Raw genomic sequence first — 17,244 nt, 5'->3', positions numbered from 1 at the left:
TGGCACCCGGTCCGCGCGTCGCTTCGGAAGCGCGCGGACCGGGGCCGTGCGGGGCCTCGGGCCCGAGGGGCCCGGGGGATCAGCGGGCGGCCAGCTCCCGGGGCTCGACGGCCTGTGCGTGGGCGTCCATGCGCTCGGCGGACAGGATCGCCGCGGCCGTGTCGGCGCGGGAGGCCGCGACGACCAGGGCGCGGCCCGCGAGGGCGTGGGCACGCCGGTGGAGTGTGACGAGACGGGGCGCGGGGGGTGCCGCGACGGCCGGGGCGCGGACCGGGGCGGAGCCGCCGCGCAGCCGGGTCACCTGTTCGGTGAGCCGCTCGGCGCCGGCGTCCAGGTCGGCGGACGGGGCGAGCGCGCGGATCTCGTCGGTGACGGCGAGCAGGGCCGCGAGGTGACCGGCGAGCTGGATGTCCAGCTCCTCCTCGCGCGACCGGTGCGGAAAGTCGGGGGAGGGGGTGCCGGCCATCGTGTGGACCGACTTCGTGCGGATCGGTTCGTACATGGGGATGGCCTCCTGTGCCTGACAGGAAGCCATCCTAGCTTGGATTTCGTCTAAAGTTGAGCCGGTTCGCGGAATGGGGCCCGACGCGTACGCAGGGTGAGCGCACCGCCTGTCACCCGCGGGCGTCACGGCTGGCCGTAGCCGTCCAGGAACGTGCCGATCCGGGTCACGGCGTCGGTCAGATCCGCGACCGTCGGCAGCGTGACCACCCGGAAGTGGTCCGCCTCGGGCCAGTTGAAGCCCGTCCCCTGGACGACCATGATCTTCTCGCGGCGCAGCAGGTCGAGCACCATCTGCCGGTCGTCCTTGATCTTGAAGACCTTGGGGTCGAGGCGCGGGAAGAGATACAGCGCCCCCTTCGGCTTCACGCAGGTCACACCCGGGATCTGCGTCAGCAGCTCGTGCGCGACGTCCCGCTGCTCCTTCAGCCGCCCGCCCGGCAGGACCAGGTCGTTGATCGTCTGCCGCCCGCTGAGCGCCGCCACCACGCCGTGCTGCCCCGGCATGTTCGCGCACAGCCGCATGTTCGCGAGGATCGTCAGTCCCTCGATGTAGGAGGAGGCGTGCGCGCGCGGTCCCGAGACGGACATCCATCCGACGCGGTAGCCCGCCACCCGGTACGCCTTCGACATGCCGTTGAAGGTGAGGGTGAGCAGATCGGGGGCGATCTTGGCGGTCGCGGTGTGCGTGGCACCGTCGTAGAGGATCTTGTCGTAGATCTCGTCGGAGCAGACCAGCAGGTTGTGGCGCCGGGCGATGTCGGTGAGCCCCCGGAGCATCTCGTCGTCGTAGACCGCGCCGGTCGGGTTGTTCGGGTTGATGATGACGATCGCCTTGGTGCGGTCGGTGACCTTCCGCTCCACGTCCGCGAGGTCCGGCATCCAGTCGGACTGCTCGTCGCAGCGGTAGTGCACGGCCGTGCCGCCGGACAGGGAGACCGCGGCGGTCCACAGGGGGTAGTCCGGGGCCGGTACGAGGACCTCGTCGCCGTCGTCCAGCAGGCCCTGCATCGCCATCACGATGAGCTCGGAGACGCCGTTGCCGACGAAGACGTGGTCGACGTCCGTCTCGATGCCGAGCGTCTGGTTGTGCATCACGACCGCGCGGCGGGCGGCGAGCAGACCCTTGGCGTCGCCGTAGCCGTGCGCCGAGGAGACGTTGCGGAGGATGTCCTCCAGGATCTCCGGCGGACACTCGAACCCGAAGGCGGCCGGGTTGCCCGTGTTGAGCTTGAGGATGCGGTGACCGGCCGCTTCGAGCCGCATCGCCTCCTCAAGAACCGGACCCCGGATCTCGTAGCAGACGTTGGCGAGCTTCGTGGACTGGATCACCTGCATGTCCGTGAGCTTACGGCCGCGTAACGCGCGCCGGGGCGTGTTTTCCACCACGTGAGACGTGTCGGTTCCAGCGCCTTTGTCCGCCCACTACGACGAAAGCCCTGGTGGTCCCTACAATGCGCGATCATGTCCTGGCAGTCCGGAGATCCCGAAGCCCGGCCGAAGGTGTACCTCCCGCAGAGCGACGGGTCGACGCCTTTGGCCTACGAGACGTACGCCGATCCGGCCGAGGCGCACGGCTGGCGGAAGGCGTACACGGACGGTGACGACACCACGGTCCTGGCCGTCGTGCCCGGCGTCCCGGAGGGGCGGCGCGAGCGGCTGGTACGCCACCGGAGGGCCAGGCTGACCCGGCGGCTGGCCGTCGCCGGGGGTGCGGCGGGCGTCGTCGTCCTCGGCATAGCCGTCGCGGGGGTCTTCGACTCCGGCACGGCCGGGGTACCGGACGGCACGCCCCTGCGGACGAACGGTCCCGTGCGCCTCGCCACCGGATCCGCGAAGCCGGCCGCCGGGTCCACCGCGGTCTCCTCCGCACAGCCGCTGGCCGCCCCGCCGGCCACCGCCTCGGCGTCCTCGGCGTCCGCCGCCCCGGCCGACCCGTCGGGCGGCGTGGACGCCGCCTCCCCGGGTGCCACCACGACCGCGGGCACCGCCCCGTCGGCGGGCGCTTCCCCCACTCCCACGCCCTCCGCCCCGACCGCGTCCACCGCCTCCGCCGCCCCCACGACCTCGGCGGCGGCCCCGACCCCGACCGCCTCGGCGACGAGCGGCTCCGGCGGCGGACACCACCACGGCCACGGCCACGGCGGCTACGGGCCCAACTAGGTCCCGGCCCCAGTAGGTTGGCCCTGCCGCAAGGGGGAGGCAGGGCATGGAATTCTCGCTGTTGAACGACGAGCCGGTGGCCGGGCCGCGCGACGATCTGCTGGGCACCGGCCGGGCCGCCCGCGAACTCGCCAAACTGCTCCACGACTCGCGTGCCGCCACCCCGCTCACCCTCGCGGTGGACGCCGGGTGGGGGATGGGCAAGAGCAGCCTGATGCGGCTGGTGGACGCCGAGTTGCGGACCAGGGACGGCGTCCACACCGTCTGGTACAACGCCTGGACCTCGACGGGCGCGGACGCCCTCGAAGGCCTGATCAAGTCCGTCCTGATGCGGTTCGACCGGCGGGTACTGCGCAGGGCGCTGCGCCGGGTGTCGGAGCAGCCCGCGCTCATCCGTTTCGTCCGGGCGGTCCTGACGCTCGGGGCCGCGCCGTTCGGGGTCGCCGCCCTCGTCGACCGGCTCTGGCGGGACCTGTCCCTCGACGCCCGGTCCCGCAACGCCATGCGGGACGCACTGCGCCAACTGGCCGCTGAGTGGACGCAGTCCACGTCGTTCGACACCCGGCGCCTGCTCGTCGTGTTCGTCGACGACCTCGACCGCTGCTCCGAGGAGACCGTGCTCGCCGTGTGCGAGGCGGTGAAGGTGTACCTGGACGTGCCGGGGCTCGCCTTCGTCATCGGGTGCGACCGCTCCGCGCTGGGCCCCAGCGGACTGCTGCGGGATCTGTCGCCGGCCGGCTCGGCGTTCATGGAGAAGATCTTCCAGACGAGCTACCGGGTGCCGGTCCCGGCGGTCGCCGACGTCCGCGCGTACGTCGACCGGTGCGCGGAACGCTCCGGCATCCAGGATCTGCTCGGCGACCACCTCGCCGAGCTGATCGCCCTGCGCTCCGCCCGCAACCCGCGCCGGATCAAGCGGCTCATCAACGGCTTCGGCCTGGAGTGCGCGCTCAATCCCGTCTGGGAGTCGTTCAGCGCGGAGGCGGTCATCCGGGTCCTGCTGCTCCAGCAGCTGTACCCCGACTTCTACCGGGTGCTGCTCGCCCGCGACGGCGCCGATGTGCACGCGGCCCGCGAGTTCGTCCGCTACCGCGCGACCCGGCGGGTGCTGAGTCAGCCCTTCGCCCAGCCCGCGGACGAGGACTGGCCGGGCGCGGTGCACTGTCTGCTCGCGTACGGCCTGGTCGCGCCGGAGCCGGACCGGCCCGGGGACCGGGGCGTACTGCTCGCCCGGCTGGAGGAGCATCTGCCCACCGGATTCCCGGAGTTGGCGCTGGACCAGAACTTCGTCCGGCTCATCGACGAGCTGATGGAGCTCGCCGAGGTGGACGACCTGGTGGGGCAGTTGCAGCAGGGGGCACCCCGGCTCGCGGTGGATCCGGCGGACGGGGCACCGGAGCCCGGTTCGTCCGCGCGGCCGGGCGGCGCCGGCCCGGCGTACTCCGGCCCGTCGTACGCCGGGATGCCGTACGCCGGCATGCAGGTGCTCTGGACCGACGACCACCCCGAGCGCAACACCCGGTTCGTCGAGCTGCTGGAGGCGCAGGGCGCCCGCGTCCAGGTGGCCACGGACCGGGACCGCGCCGAGCAGGTCCTCGACGCCACCCGGATCGACCTGCTCGTCTCCGACGTGCAGCGCGGACTCGACCGGGAGGCGGGGCTCGACGATCTGGGCCGCTGGCGGGAGAGCGGGCGGTACGCGGGTCCCGCCGTCTTCTTCACCAGCCGCACCACGCCGAACCGCGAGGCCCGGGCGGCGGCGCTCGGGGCGCGGGTCGCCACGAGTGGCGCGCTGCTCTTCCGCTACGCCGAGGAGGCCAACGAACCGGCCGCCCGTTAGGCCGGAAACGGCTCCTTGTCCCCCTTTCCCTCCCCCCTCAGAATGCACATGACAAGAAGATGACCGGAAGACCTCCGGTCAGCAGAAGGCGACCGGACGACCTTCGGCCGCCCCACGTCGCAAGAGGGGACCCCCACATGAGAATGCCTCTCGTCGCCGCTCTGTTCGCCCTGGTGATAGCCGGGGCGGGCGCGGCACCCGCCGTCGCGGCACCCGCGCCCGAGTCCGCCCCCGCGCACGTGTCGGCCGCGGCCGACACGGCGGACACCAAGTCGGCGCCCACCCTCCAGGCCGTCGGCCTCGCCGGGACCGTCGCGCTCAGCAACTGCTCCGGCTCGGTCATCCGCTTCCCCAACTCGGCGGACACCGACCCGGCGCTCGTGCTCTCCAACGGCCACTGCCTGGAGACCGGCTTCCCGGACCCCGGTGAGGTGATCGTCGGGCAGTCGTCCAGCCGGACCTTCAGCCTGCTGAACTCGGCCGGCACCAAGGTCGCGACCCTGCGCGCGAGCAAGGTCGCGTACTCGACGATGACCGACACGGACATCACGATCTACCAGCTCACCAGCACGTACGCGACCATCAAGAGCTCGTACGGCATCAGCGCGCTGACCGTGCAGGACACGCATCCGACCGCCGGCACCGCCATCACGGTGGCCTCCGGATACTGGAAGCGCCTCTACAACTGCAGCATCGACGGGTTCGTGTACCGCCTCAAGGAGGGCGACTGGACCTGGAAGGACTCGGTCCGCTACACCTCCGCCTGCCAGACCATCGGCGGCACCTCGGGCTCGCCGGTCATCGACCAGTCCACCGGCAAGGTCGTCGCCGTCAACAACACCGGCAACGAGGACGGTGAGACCTGCACGGTGGACAACCCGTGCGAGGTCGACGCGAACGGCAACGTCACCGTGCACGAGGGCACCAACTACGCCGAGGAGACCTACCAGATCCCGGCCTGCTTCACGACCGGAAACAAGCTGAACCTGAGCGCGAGCGGGTGCGTCCTGCCCAAGCCGTAGTGCGCGGGAGGGCGGGCGGTCACGCCGTGCGGCGGACCGCCCGTCCCGCCAGGACATCCGTCCTGCGCCCGTCCTCCACGACGAACCGGCCGTCGATCAGGACGTGCGGGACACCCGTCGGCAGCGTGCGCGGCGCCGCGAACGTCGACCCCGCCGCGACCGTCGCCGGGTCGAAGAGGACCAGGTCGGCGCGGTACCCCTCACGGACCAGACCGCGGTCGGGCAGCCGCAGCCGGGCGGCCGGGCGGCCGGTCAGGTGGGCGACGCACTCCTCCAGTGAGAGGACGCCCAACTCCCTTACGTAGCGGCCGAGATAGTGCGGGAAGGTGCCGTACGCGCGCGGGTGCGGTTTGTCGCCCCGCAGGATGCCGTCGGAGCCGCCGGTGTGCACCCGGTGCCGCATGATCGCCCGGACGTTCTCCTCGTGGCCGACGTGCTGCAGGATCGTCGGGCCGAGCCGGTCCTCCACCAGCAGCCGCCGGGCGGTGGTCCAGGGGGCCTCGCCGCGCAGGTCGGCGGACTCCTGGACGGTGCGGCCGACGTACGAGCCGAGCTCCGGGTCGCTCACCCCCGAGATCTCGATCGTGTCCCACGCGATGGGCACGCCGTGGCAGCCGTCCGCGCCCACGACCTCCATGTGGTGCCGGACGCGCTCGGCCGTCGTGTCGTCCCGCAGCCGGGCGAGAACCGCCTCCGGTCCGCCCTCGCCCGCCCAACTCGGCAGCATCGCCACGAGAGTGGTGCAGCCGGGCGTGTACGGATACGTGTCGAGGGAGATGTCCGCGCCGTCCGCGAGCGCCTTGTCCAGCAGGGCGAGGAGTTCCGGCGCCTTCCCCTCGTTCACGCCGAAGTTCATGGTGGCGTGGGCGAGATGGAGCGGGCAGTCCGCCTCGCGGGCGAGGGTCACCATCTCCTCGTACGCCGCCAGGGCGCCCGCCCCGTACGAGCGGTGGTGCGGGCAGTAGTAGCCGCCGTACCGCGCCACCACCCGGCACAGTGCGGTGAGTTCGCCGTCGCGGGCGTACATCCCGGGGGTGTACGTCAGTCCGGAGGACATCCCCACCGCGCCCTCGCGCAGGCCGTCCGCCACCGACTGCCGCATCCGGTCCAGCTCCTGGGGGGTCGCCTCGCGGTCCTCCCAGCCGACGGCGAGCATGCGGACGGTGCCCTGGGGGACGAGGTAGGCCGCGTTCACCGCGATGCCCTCGCCGTCGAAGCCGTGGTCGAGCCGGTCCAGATACTCGCCCACGGAACGCCAGGTGAAGTCGATGTCGTCGCCGTGGCCGTTCCAGCCCGTGATCGTCCGCCGGACCTCGGCGAGCGTTCGGTCGTCGACCGGGGCGTACGACAGGCCGTCCTGGCCGATGACTTCGAGGGTGACGCCCTGGGCGGCCTTCGCGCTGTGGTCCGGGTCCCGCAGCAGCGCGAGGTCGCTGTGCGCGTGCATGTCGATGAAGCCGGGGGCCAGGACGAGACCCTCGGCGTCCAGCTCCCTTGTCCCGCGCGGCCGTTGGCAGCCGGCCGCCGCGGCCTCCTGGACGATCGCGACGATCCGGCCGCCCTTGACGGCCACGTCGGCGCGGTACGCGGGGGCACCGCTGCCGTCGGCGACGTCCACGTCCTGGATGACGAGATCGGCGTGGTCCATGGGGCGTCTCCCGCCTCTAGAAGAACGTGCGGATGTAGTCGACGACCGTGCCGTCCGACTCGACCAGCGGGATCAGCTTCCACTTGTCGAAGGACGTGCACGGATGGGACAGGCCCATGCCGACCCAGTCGCCGACCTCCAGATCCGCCCCCGGGGCCGTACGCAGCCACGCGTGCTGGTCGGAGAGCCCGCTGACCTCGATGCCGGTCGCGGGGCGCTCCGCGCCGTCCCGGCGCACCACCTGGGCGAACGGCAGGCCGAGGTCGTAGGCCGCGTCCCGCTTGCCCGCGTTGGTGAAGGCCTGCTCGGGAGAGGGCCGGGAGACGACCTGCGACCAGAGGCGGAACGCCGGGTGCAGGGCGCCCTCCTCCGGGACACGGGTGAAGGGGGTCAGCTTCCGGTAGTGGCCGTCGTCGTGCGAGACGTACGCACCCGAACGCAGCAACTTCAGGACAGGCAGCGAGAGTTCGGGGATCTCCGCGAAGACGTCGGCGACCGCGTCGAACCAGGCGCTGCCTCCCGCGCTGACGACGATCGTGTCCAGGCCCTTGAACCGTCCGGCGCCGTCGAAGGCCGCCGCGAGCGAGGTCAGCCGCCGCAGCCAGGCGTGCACCCGCTCGGGGTTCGCGTCCGGGACCTCGCCCTCGTAGCCCGCGACACCGGCCAGCCGGAGCGTCGCCGTCGCCGCCACCGCGTCCGCGACCGCCTCGCACTCCGCCTCCGTGCGCACTCCGGTACGGGCGCCCGCGCCCGCGGCGAGTTCGACGACGACGTCCACCGGGCGGGCGCACCCGCGCAGCGCGGCGTCCATCAACTCCACACCGCGCACGGAGTCGACGTAGCAGACGAACCGGAAGTCCGGGTCCGCGGCCAGCTCGGCGGCGATCCAGCGCAGGGCCGCCGGGTCGACGAGTTCGTTCGCGAGGAAGATCCGGTCGATGCCGAACTCCCGTGCCACCCGCACCTGGTGGGGGACCGCGAGGGTGATGCCCCAGGCGCCGTGCTCGATCTGCCGCCAGAACAGCCGTGGCGCCATGGACGTCTTGCCGTGCGGGGCGAAGGCGAGGCCGTGCCGGGTGGCGTACGTCTCCATGAGTTCGAGGTTGTGCGTCAGGCGCTCGGCGGAGAGGGCGAGGACGGGGGTGGTGAAGCCGTCCGTGAAGAGGTTGAGGCGCCGGCCGGCCAACTCGCCGACGCTCAGGCCGTCCACGTCCGGAGGCAGGCCCTTGAAACGGTGGTCGACGCGTTCCGCCGCGAGAGCGGCCAGCGGTGCGGCGGCGGTGTCGGCGCTCATGGGGCCTCCTTGATCTGTCTGCTGCGGTGCCGCGTTGCATGATGTGCAACGCTCATTGCGTATGTCGCTTACTGCTGTCTAACATCCCAGCCAACGCAGGGTCAACGGTGCCGTTCACCGCCGTCGGCCGCCAGAGCGAGGAGCCCCGACAACCGTGACCAGCAACGGACCCGCAGGTGCCGCGTCCCTCGACGCCGACGCCGACGCCGACGCCGACGCGGGTATCGGTATCGGTGCCGTCCCCGTCGACGTGGTGGCGCTCGGCGAGTCCATGGTCACCTTTCTGCCCAGCAGGCCCGGACGCCTCGCCGACGTGCCCTCGTTCGAGCGGGGCATCGGCGGCGCCGAGTCGAACGTGGCGTGCGTGCTCGCCCGCGCCGGTCACTCCGCCCGCTGGGTCGGCAGGGTCGGCGCCGACGGGTTCGGCGACCACCTGGTGGAGGCGATCACCGGGTACGGCGTCGACACCTCCGCCGTGCGCCGCGACCCCGACCGCCCGACCGGCGTCTACTTCCGCACCGCGGGCGACCGGGCCACCGACGCCCACGAAGTCGCCTACTACCGGGCCGGATCGGCCGCTTCCGCGATGACCGCGCACAACGTGGACCTGGCCGCCGCCCGGTCCGGCCGCGTGCTGCACCTGTCCGGCATCACCGCCGCCCTGTCCGAGGGCTGCCTGGCCCTGATGCGTGAACTGACCGCCCCGCGCCCCGGTCGCCCCCTCGTCTCCTTCGACGTCAACCACCGCCCCGGGCTGTGGCGCGACCCCGAAGGACCCCGCGTCCTGCTCGACCTCGCGCGCGGCGCCGACATCGTCTTCGTCGGGGCCGACGAGGCCGCCGAGGCCTGGGGGCTGCGCGGGGCGCGCGCGATCCGCGACGCGCTGCCCGAACCGGACGTCCTGGTCGTCAAGTACGGCAAGGGCGGAGCCGTCGCGTTCGACGACGACGTTCCCGAGAGGACCGAGGACGCCACCGGCACCGCCACCTTCGCCCGAGCCCTGCGGGTCGACGTCGTCGCGGCCGTCGGCGCCGGTGACGCCTTCGCCGCCGGGTTCCTCTCCGCCACCCTGCGCGGCCTTCCCGTCCGCGACCGGCTGCGCCACGGCCACCTGATGGCCGCCGCCGCCCTCACCATGCCCGGCGACCTCGCCGAGCCGCCCGCCCGGGGGCACGCCGACCGGCTGGCCGCTCTCGACGACCGTGCCTGGGAGACACTTCGTCTCGGCCCCGGCTGGACCGCAGCCGACGCACGGGCCGCCGAGGAGGTACGTACGCCATGAGCCAGACCGTCGACCGAGCGCTGAGCATCCTGCCGCTGCTCGCCGAGGGCCCCGCCGACCTCGGACAGGTCGCCGACCGCCTCGGCGTCCACAAGTCCACGGCGCTGCGCCTGCTGCGCACCCTGAACGAACACGGCCTGGTGTACCGCCAGTCCGACCAGCGCTACCGCCTCGGCGCCCGGCTCTTCGCCCTCGCCCAGGAGGCCGTCGAGAACCTCGACGTCCGCGAGATCGCCCACCCCCACCTCGTCCGCCTCAACGAGAACTGCGGGCACACCGTCCACCTCGCCGTGTACGAGGAGCACGAGGTGCTCTACATCGACAAGGTGGAGAGCCGCTACCCGGTGCGCATGTACTCGCGGATCGGCAAACCCGTCGCCATCACCGTCGCGGCGGTGGCCAAACTCCTCCTCGCCGACCTGCCCGAGACCGAGCGCCGCGCCGTCGCCGACAGGCTCGACTACCCCATGTACACGGCCCGTTCGACCCCCAACGCCCCCGCCTTCCTGAAGGAACTGGCGGCGGTACGCGAACAGGGCTGGGCCACCGACCTCGGCGGCCACGAGGAATCCATCAACTGCGTGGCCGCCCCCGTCCGAGGCGCCGACGGACGCGTCGCCGCCGCCATGTCGGTCTCCGCGCCCAACGTCGTCGTGACCGCCGAGGAACTGCTGACCCTGCTCCCGCTGGTACGCCGTACGGCGGACGCCATCAGCCGCGACTACTCCGGCAAAGCCCCCACGAAGGAAGACGCAAAGGAATGATCACCGCATGACCGACAAGATCGCCCTCACCCCCACGACCCACACCACCCCGCCCGCGAAGTTCTCGCACGGTGTGCGGAAGGGGAACATCCTCCAGGTCGCCGGCCAGGTCGGCTTCCTGCCCGCCGAGGAGGGCAGGCCCCCGACGCCCGCGGGACCGACCCTGCGCGAGCAGACGCTCCAGACCCTCGCCAACGTCAAGGCCATCCTCGAAGAGGGCGGCTCCGGCTGGGACGACGCGATGATGATCCGCGTCTACCTCACGGACACCGGCCACTTCGCCGAGATGAACGACATCTACAACCAGTACTTCGAGGAGCAGGGCCTCACCGCGCCTCCCGCCGCCCGCACGACGGTCTACGTCGGCCTGCCGGCCGGACTCCTCGTCGAGATCGACGTCCTCGCCGTTCTCGGCTGACGTCCTGCCTCCGGGCGTCCTCCTCAGGACCGGCGCCCGGCCGGTTCCCGCGCGACTCGGCACAGCTCCCGCGCAACTCCCGCACCGCGTACGACGTCACGGTGCGGCACCCGCAGAACCCGGGGTGCCGCACCGCGATCCGCCCTGCCCGAATGCTCCGTGGACCCACGAGAACGAGGCCCCCCTCCATGTCGTCGTATCCGCTCGCCGCCACTGCCCCGGCCCCGGAGACACCACCGCACACCGGTGGTCTCCTGCTCCTGATCGACGGCACGGCCGGACTGCTCACGGTCGCCGCCCTCGGCATAGCGCTCCTCCTGGTCCTGATCATCAAGGTCAGGCTCCAGCCGTTCGTCGCCCTGCTCGCCGTCTCCATAGCCGTCGGCCTCGCCGCCGGACTCTCGGTCACGGAGCTGTTCGGCACGGTCCAGCGGTCCACCGCGGTGTCGGTCGTCGAGACCGGCATGGGCGGCATCCTCGGCCATGTCGCGATCATCATCGGTCTCGGCACGATGCTCGGCGCGATCCTCGAAGTCAGCGGCGGCGCCGAGGTGTTGGCCTCCCGGCTGCTCACCCTCTTCGGAGAGAAGCGGGCCCCGCTCGCCATGGGCCTGACCGGCCTGATCTTCGGCATACCGGTCTTCTTCGACGTCGGCATCTTCGTCCTCGCGCCGCTCGTCTACGCCGCCGCCAAGCGGTCCGGCAAGTCGATCCTGCTCTACTGCCTGCCGCTGCTCGCCGGCCTGTCGATGACCCACGCCTTCCTGCCGCCGCACCCCGGTCCGGTCGCCGCGGCGGGCCTGCTGCACGTCCAGCTCGGCTGGGTCATCCTCATGGGCATCGTCTGCGGCATCCCCGCCGTGCTGGCCGCCTGGGTCTACGCCGCCTGGATCGGGAAGCGGATCTTCGTCCCCGTACCGCAGGACATGGTGGAGGCCGCGGCCGAGGCCAAGCGGGCCGTCATCGAGGAACAGCGGGGCACGGGCGCCCTCTCGACGAGCGGGGCCGAGGGCCCGCAGGACGTGGCGGACCCGGACGAGAAGCCCGTACCGCTCGGCACGGTCCTCGGCATCATCGGTACGCCCCTGGTGCTGATCCTCGCCGCCACCTTCTCCTCGATCGCCCTCGACCCCTCCACCCCGCGCTCGGTCATCGAGTTCTTCGGCAGCCCCTTCGTCGCCCTCACGATCGCGCTGCTCCTCGCCTACTACCTGCTCGGCATCCGGCGCGGCTGGTCCCGCAAGTCCCTGGAGACGGTGTCGACTTCGTCGCTGAAGCCGGTCGGCAACATCCTGCTGGTGGTCGGCGCGGGCGGTGTCTTCGGCGCCGTGCTGAAGGCGAGCGGAGTCGCCCAGGCACTCTCGGACACCTTCAACGACGTCGGCCTCCCGGTGATCGTGCTGGCCTATCTGATCTCCCTGGTCCTGCGGGTCGCCCAGGGCTCGGCGACGGTCGCGATCGTCACCACGGCCGGCATCGTCGCGCCGCTGCTCGTCGAGGGCCATCACTCGCAGGCCTTCGTCGCCCTGGTCATCATGGCGATCTCGGCGGGTTCCATCTTCGCCTCGCACGTCAACGACGGCGGCTTCTGGATGGTGGCCAAGTACTTCGGGATCAGCGAGCGCGACACCCTCAGGACCTGGACCGTCCTGGAATCGGTGCTGTCCGTGACGGGGTTCGCCGTGGCCGCCGTGGTCAGCGTCTTCGTCTAGGCGCCACCGGTGTTCTCGTACCGCCGCGGGCCTTCGTACCGCCGGGATGCCTCTGTTCGTGTAACAGAGGCATAGCTAAGTAGGGGCTGGCTGTGTCCGACACAGGATCTTCGACCATACTTCCCGCTGTGGAGCAGCGCATAGGTTCGAAGAGCCAGCCCCTGGACGCCGCCGCGGTGAACCCGGCGTACATCCCCGGGCTTACGTCACCCGTGCCGGCGGAGCCGAAGGACGCGGTCGAGGAGTCCGAGGAGGCAGCCGCCGAAGGCACCGTCTCCGGCGGGACGGTCTCCGACGACGCGGCGTCCGAGGAGGCGCCCGCCGCCGGGACCCCGAAGGAGTCCGTGTCCGAGGAGGAGACCGACTCCGGGACGGAACCGGAATCCGGGACCGTTCCGGAATCCGGCCCCGCCCCCGACGGCCCCGTCTTCGAGGCCTCCGACCGGCGTGCCTCGATCACGGCCGACCTCAGCGGCGTCCGGCTGCGCCTGGACGACCAGGAGGCGGAGTTCCGCTGGGACGAGATCAGCGCCGTCGAGACGGAGTCGCCGCGCTTCGGCAAGCGGTTCACCATCACGGTGCACACGCCGGAGCGCCGCTGGTATCCGATAGAGATCGAGGCGACGGCCCGGGCACGCTTCAAGGAGTGGGAGGAGCAGCTCGACGCCGTCCTGGACGCCTACTTCGAGGACGGTGAGGACGCCGAGGCCACGGAGGCCACCGACGTCACGGAGGCCACGGAGTCCGCCGAGGGCGCCGACGACGGCACGTCCGAGGCGTCGGACGCGGTGGAGACGGCGGAGGAGTCCGAGTCGGCCGACACGGCGGAGGCATCCGACGCGCCCGTCACGTCCGAGGCCGCCGAGAAGGCGGACCGGGACGAAGCCGGGAAGCCGGACGAGAAGAAGGCCGAACAGCCGTAAACGGTACGGGGATCCACGCGCCCGGTCACCAAGGGCGCGCGGATCCCCGCTCACCGGCCGGTGCGGCCGGTCCCTCACCCGCTAGGCGCAGTACTGGGCCGCCTTGCCGATGGACCGGTACATGCAGTCGGCGTTCTCCAGGAGTTGGAGCACCGCGTCCCGGTTGCGGGACGTCTCGCGCTCGATGACCTCGTCGGGCGGGTAGAAGCCGCCGCCGGAGCTGGACGTCGGATACATCTCGAAGGTGAAGTCGAAGATCTTCTGGGTGCCCCAGAGGTAGTCGTCGATCGAGCCGTCCGTGATGTACAGATCACTGGACTGCTCGGCCGTGTAGCCGTTGCTCGCGGCCATCTTCCGGCCGACGGCCTTGAAGGCGTTCGCGTCGTCCGCCGTCATCCCCGTCGCCGTGTCGGAGGTGGTGTACCCGAACGGCCACAGCACCAGCTCGCTGTAGGTGTGGAAGTCGATCCCGGCGGTGATCTGCTGCTTGCCGCCGACGACCCGGCCGCGCACGAAGTCGGCGACCACCTTCACCTCGGGCGCCGACTCGGCCGACGCGCCCCGGTAGGTCTCGGACGACGTGGAGCCCGAAGAGCCGCCGCAGCAGCCGAACTTGTAGTTCCAGTTGCGGTTCAGGTCCGTACCGACGTACGAGGAACCGGAGTTGGGCTGACGGTTCTTGCGCCACGAGCGGTAGGAGCCGCTCGCGATGTCGTACTCGCCGCCGTCCGGGTTGAGGTCCGGGACGATCCAGATCTCGCGGTTGTCCACCATGCTGGTGACGCGGGAGTCGCTGCCGTAGCCGGCCCCGAGTTCGCGCAGCAGATACAGGGCCATCTCCACCGTGAGGTGCTCGCGGGCGTGCTGGTGGAAGGTGAGCAGTACCTCGGGCTCGTTCTCGTCGGTCGCGACGTTGTCGCTGACCTTGATGGCGACGATGTCCCGGCCCTGGTAGGACTTGCCGATCACCTTCTTGCTCATGATGCCCGGGTAGGCCGCGAGCCGCTGGTCGATCTCCGCGTTCATCTCCGCGTAGTTGTGGTACTTCGAGTCCGCGGTCGGGAAGTCGAAGAGGCGGACGTCGCCGGCGGAGGCGGCACGGTCGGGCGCGGAGCCCAACAGCGAGACGTCGTAGCCCTGTCGGCGAAGGGTGGCGATCTGGTCCGCGCGGCCCGAGACGACGACGGTCTCCTCGTCGGACTCGTCCACGGTGACCCCGGACCGCTGGATCTCCGTACGGGACACGGGGGTCGAGCTCTGGTGGATCTCGTACTGCTTGACGTCGTCGGACGACGGGGCGAGGGCCTTGGCGCCGCTCGCCGTGGCGTCGGTTGCGGTCGCGGTGAGCGGAGCCGCGAGGGCGAGGGCCGCGAGGACGGCGAGGGCGGCGGTGCGCCGACCGCCTCGGCCCCTGCCGTCGGTACTGCCGCTGCCGCGGATGCGAAGTCGCATGAAGTCTCCTTGTTTCTCCGGGACTTCCGGGATCTCCGGAAGGTGGGGAGTGGAGCGGGGGGTGGGCTCATGGCGACGTGCCTGGTGCGGGTGTGGCGCTCATGGTGAAGGTCATGGCATGAGCAGGTCAAGAGACGACAAAGGGCCGGTGGCGTGAATCGGCCGTGGAAACGGCTCGGGCCCCGTCCGCCGCGACTGCGACGGACGGGGCCCGAGGGGGAGTGTCTGGAAGGGGGTGGCGAGGGAGTGCGGGCCGAACTACAGCGCGTGCACGTGCGGGCCCACCGCGTTCGACCAGGCGTTGCCGGCCGAGGCGTCCCAGTTGGTCGACCAGGTCATCGCGCCGCGCAGGCCCGGGTAGGCCTTGGAGGGCTTGAAGGAACCGCAGTTGGTGAGCTTGGTCAGGCAGTCGAGGGCGTTGTTCACGATCGTCGGGGAGACGTAGCCGCTGCCCGCGCCGCTGGTGGAGGCGGGGAGGCCGAGGCCGACCTGGGACGCGTCGAGACCGCCCTGGAGCTGGATGCAGGCGAGCGCGGTCAGGAAGTCGACCGAACCCTGCGAGTAGACCTTGCCGTCGCAGCCGAGCATCGAACCGCTGTTGTAGTACTGCATGTTGACGACGGTGAGGATGTCCTTGATGTTCAGGGCCGTCTGGAAGTACGAGTTCGACGTGGACTGCATGTCGATCGTCTGCGGGGCCATCGTGATGACCAGCGACGAGCCCGCCTTCGCGGACAGGGAGCGCAGCGCCTGCGACATGTAGGTCGCGTTGAGGCCGTTCTCCAGGTCGATGTCGACGCCGTCGAAGCCGTACGTCTGCATCAGGGAGTAGACGGAGTTGGCGAAGTTCGTGGCCGACGTCGAGTCGCTCACCGAGATCGTGCCGTTCTGGCCGCCGATCGAGATGACGACCTTCTTGCCCGCGGCCTGCTTGGCCTTGATGTCGGCCTTGAACTGGTCGACCGTGTAGCCGCCGAGCCCGGCGGAGTCGAGCGTGAAGCTCACCGCGCCCGGCGTGCTGGTGGCGTCGGCGAAGGCGACGGCGATGATGTCGTACTGGGACTGCACGGCGGAGATCTTCTGGACGGTCGCGCCGTTGTTGAAGTTCTGCCAGTAGCCCGTCACGGCGTGCGCGGGCACGGTTCCGCCGCCCCCGCCGCCCGAGGTGGCGGCCGTCGTGCCGGTGACCGCCGACGACTTCGCCGACTCACCCGCCGAGTTGGTCGCCGTGACCTGGAAGGAGTACGCGGTGGAGGCGGTGAGCCCCGAGACGGTCGCGGAGGAGCCGGTCACCGCCTGGACCTTGGAGCCGCCCTGGTAGACGTTGTAGCCGGTCGCGCCCGACACCGCGTTCCAGGCCAGCGAGACCGACGAGGAGGTCGTGCCGGACACGGCGAGACCCGCCGGGGTGGCGGGGACCGTCGGGGCCGGGTCGCCGCCACCGCCGCCGTCGGGGCCGAACACCGAGACGTCGTCCGCGAAGTAGGCGGGCTGTCCGTACCAGCCGTGCGTCCAGACCGTCACCGACGTCGTCGAGGCGCCTGTGGTGAAGGTGTTCGTGAGCTGCGTCCAGGTGGTGTTGGGCGTCCAGGTCGACACGTCCGTCGTCCCCGTGCCGCTCACCCCGAGGTAGGTGTAGGAGCCCTGCACCCAGGCGCTCAGCGTGTACGTCGAGTTGGGCTTGACGGCGACGGACTGGGAGCACTGGGCGTAGTCCTGCCCCGCGGGCGTGGCCTTCAGGGCGGCCGAGCCGCTGTGCACCGGTGAGGAGACCGTGGTGCCACTGCCCGCCGAACAGGTCCAGTTGCTCAGGCCGGACTCGAAGCCGCCGTTCTTGGCGTTGTTGATGTCGGCGGCCTGGGCCTGGCCGGCCAGACCGGTGAGGGAGAGGACGGACGCGGTGACGGCGGCGGCCAGGGCTCCCGCCCATCTCCGTCCGGGCATACGGGTGACGCGGTCCACTGGGTCCTCCAGGGAGAGGTGGGGGAGGGGAGGGGGAACGGAACGGTGGCCACCGCCGGTGGATACAAGTTGGTCCAGACCAATCCGGTTGTCAAGACCTGTGGAGTTTTCAACGCCCTTGCAAGGAGCCTCAGTTGTTCGAACCCGGCTTACTCTCCGTTGATCACGCCCGCACCTTCGGTGAGATGATCTCGGAGATTCGGTGTTGAGCGGGCCATGCCGTGGATATGGTGCTGATGCAAGAGGACGTCACAGTGACGATC

The 17,244-nt window shown here is 71.2% G+C and carries 14 protein-coding genes; 8 read left to right on the top strand and 6 right to left on the bottom strand.

What is annotated here, in order from left to right:
• Window positions 1-79: 79 nt before the first annotated feature.
• Complete coding sequence (locus OHT01_RS15370; protein ID WP_328553724.1) at window positions 80-502, bottom strand: SCO4983 family protein; 423 nt, start codon at window positions 500-502, stop codon at window positions 80-82.
• Between the two features lie 125 nt (window positions 503-627).
• Window positions 628-1,839, bottom strand: a complete 1,212-nt coding sequence (locus OHT01_RS15365; protein WP_328553723.1) for a pyridoxal phosphate-dependent aminotransferase — start codon at window positions 1,837-1,839, stop codon at window positions 628-630.
• Between the two features lie 126 nt (window positions 1,840-1,965).
• On the opposite strand from OHT01_RS15365, the gene OHT01_RS15360 reads away from it, so the two are divergent.
• From OHT01_RS15360 to OHT01_RS15350, 3 genes are all read left to right on the top strand, one after another.
• The gene (locus tag OHT01_RS15360; RefSeq protein ID WP_328553722.1) at window positions 1,966-2,664 is read left to right on the top strand and encodes a hypothetical protein; all 699 of its coding nucleotides are present in this window, start codon (window positions 1,966-1,968) and stop codon (window positions 2,662-2,664) included.
• 46 nt (window positions 2,665-2,710) lie between these two features.
• Window positions 2,711-4,504 carry a P-loop NTPase fold protein gene (locus OHT01_RS15355; RefSeq protein ID WP_328553721.1) on the top strand — a complete coding sequence of 598 codons (1,794 nt, stop codon included), beginning with the start codon at window positions 2,711-2,713 and terminating at the stop codon, window positions 4,502-4,504.
• Window positions 4,505-4,641: 137 nt separating this feature from the next.
• Window positions 4,642-5,526, top strand: a complete 885-nt coding sequence (locus OHT01_RS15350) for a S1 family peptidase (RefSeq protein ID WP_328553720.1) — start codon at window positions 4,642-4,644, stop codon at window positions 5,524-5,526.
• 19 nt (window positions 5,527-5,545) lie between these two features.
• Here the strand turns inward: OHT01_RS15350 and OHT01_RS15345 are convergent, their stop codons facing one another.
• Both OHT01_RS15345 and OHT01_RS15340 read right to left on the bottom strand, forming a co-directional pair.
• Window positions 5,546-7,174, bottom strand: a complete 1,629-nt coding sequence (locus OHT01_RS15345) for an N-acyl-D-amino-acid deacylase family protein (protein WP_328553719.1) — start codon at window positions 7,172-7,174, stop codon at window positions 5,546-5,548.
• Window positions 7,175-7,190: 16 nt separating this feature from the next.
• On the bottom strand, window positions 7,191-8,468 hold the full coding sequence (locus tag OHT01_RS15340) for an amino acid deaminase (RefSeq protein WP_328553718.1): 1,278 nt from the start codon (window positions 8,466-8,468) through the stop codon (window positions 7,191-7,193).
• 223 nt (window positions 8,469-8,691) lie between these two features.
• Here OHT01_RS15340 and OHT01_RS15335 point away from each other — a divergent pair, with 223 nt between their 5' ends.
• The 5 genes from OHT01_RS15335 to OHT01_RS15315 all read left to right on the top strand — a co-directional run bounded on the left by OHT01_RS15335 (window position 8,692) and on the right by OHT01_RS15315 (window position 13,567).
• Window positions 8,692-9,750, top strand: coding sequence for a sugar kinase (locus OHT01_RS15335; RefSeq protein ID WP_328558128.1), 1,059 nt, complete (start codon window positions 8,692-8,694; stop codon window positions 9,748-9,750).
• A complete protein-coding gene (locus tag OHT01_RS15330; protein ID WP_328553717.1) occupies window positions 9,747-10,514 on the top strand; it encodes an IclR family transcriptional regulator in 768 nt (255 codons plus the stop codon). Before OHT01_RS15335 ends, OHT01_RS15330 begins: the two co-directional genes overlap by 4 nt.
• A 7-nt stretch (window positions 10,515-10,521) precedes the next feature.
• The gene (locus OHT01_RS15325) at window positions 10,522-10,932 is read left to right on the top strand and encodes a RidA family protein (RefSeq protein WP_328553716.1); all 411 of its coding nucleotides are present in this window, start codon (window positions 10,522-10,524) and stop codon (window positions 10,930-10,932) included.
• 188 nt (window positions 10,933-11,120) lie between these two features.
• Window positions 11,121-12,644: a GntP family permease gene (locus tag OHT01_RS15320; RefSeq protein WP_328553715.1), complete on the top strand. Its 1,524-nt coding sequence runs from the start codon at window positions 11,121-11,123 to the stop codon at window positions 12,642-12,644.
• Window positions 12,645-12,772: 128 nt separating this feature from the next.
• Window positions 12,773-13,567 (top strand): hypothetical protein, encoded by a 795-nt coding sequence (locus OHT01_RS15315; RefSeq protein ID WP_328553714.1) that lies wholly within the window; start codon window positions 12,773-12,775, stop codon window positions 13,565-13,567.
• Between the two features lie 81 nt (window positions 13,568-13,648).
• On the opposite strand, the gene OHT01_RS15310 is transcribed toward OHT01_RS15315, so the two are convergent.
• Both OHT01_RS15310 and OHT01_RS15305 read right to left on the bottom strand, forming a co-directional pair.
• Window positions 13,649-15,019: a M14 family metallopeptidase gene (locus tag OHT01_RS15310; protein ID WP_328553713.1), complete on the bottom strand. Its 1,371-nt coding sequence runs from the start codon at window positions 15,017-15,019 to the stop codon at window positions 13,649-13,651.
• Window positions 15,020-15,277: 258 nt separating this feature from the next.
• Window positions 15,278-16,963 (bottom strand): chitinase, encoded by a 1,686-nt coding sequence (locus tag OHT01_RS15305; RefSeq protein WP_328553712.1) that lies wholly within the window; start codon window positions 16,961-16,963, stop codon window positions 15,278-15,280.
• Between the last annotated feature and the right edge of the window lie 281 nt (window positions 16,964-17,244).

Origin of the sequence: Streptomyces sp. NBC_00358, from assembly GCF_036099295.1 — a bacterium.
Taxonomy (GTDB): domain Bacteria; phylum Actinomycetota; class Actinomycetes; order Streptomycetales; family Streptomycetaceae; genus Streptomyces.
This window is presented reverse-complemented; position numbering and strand designations above follow the sequence as displayed.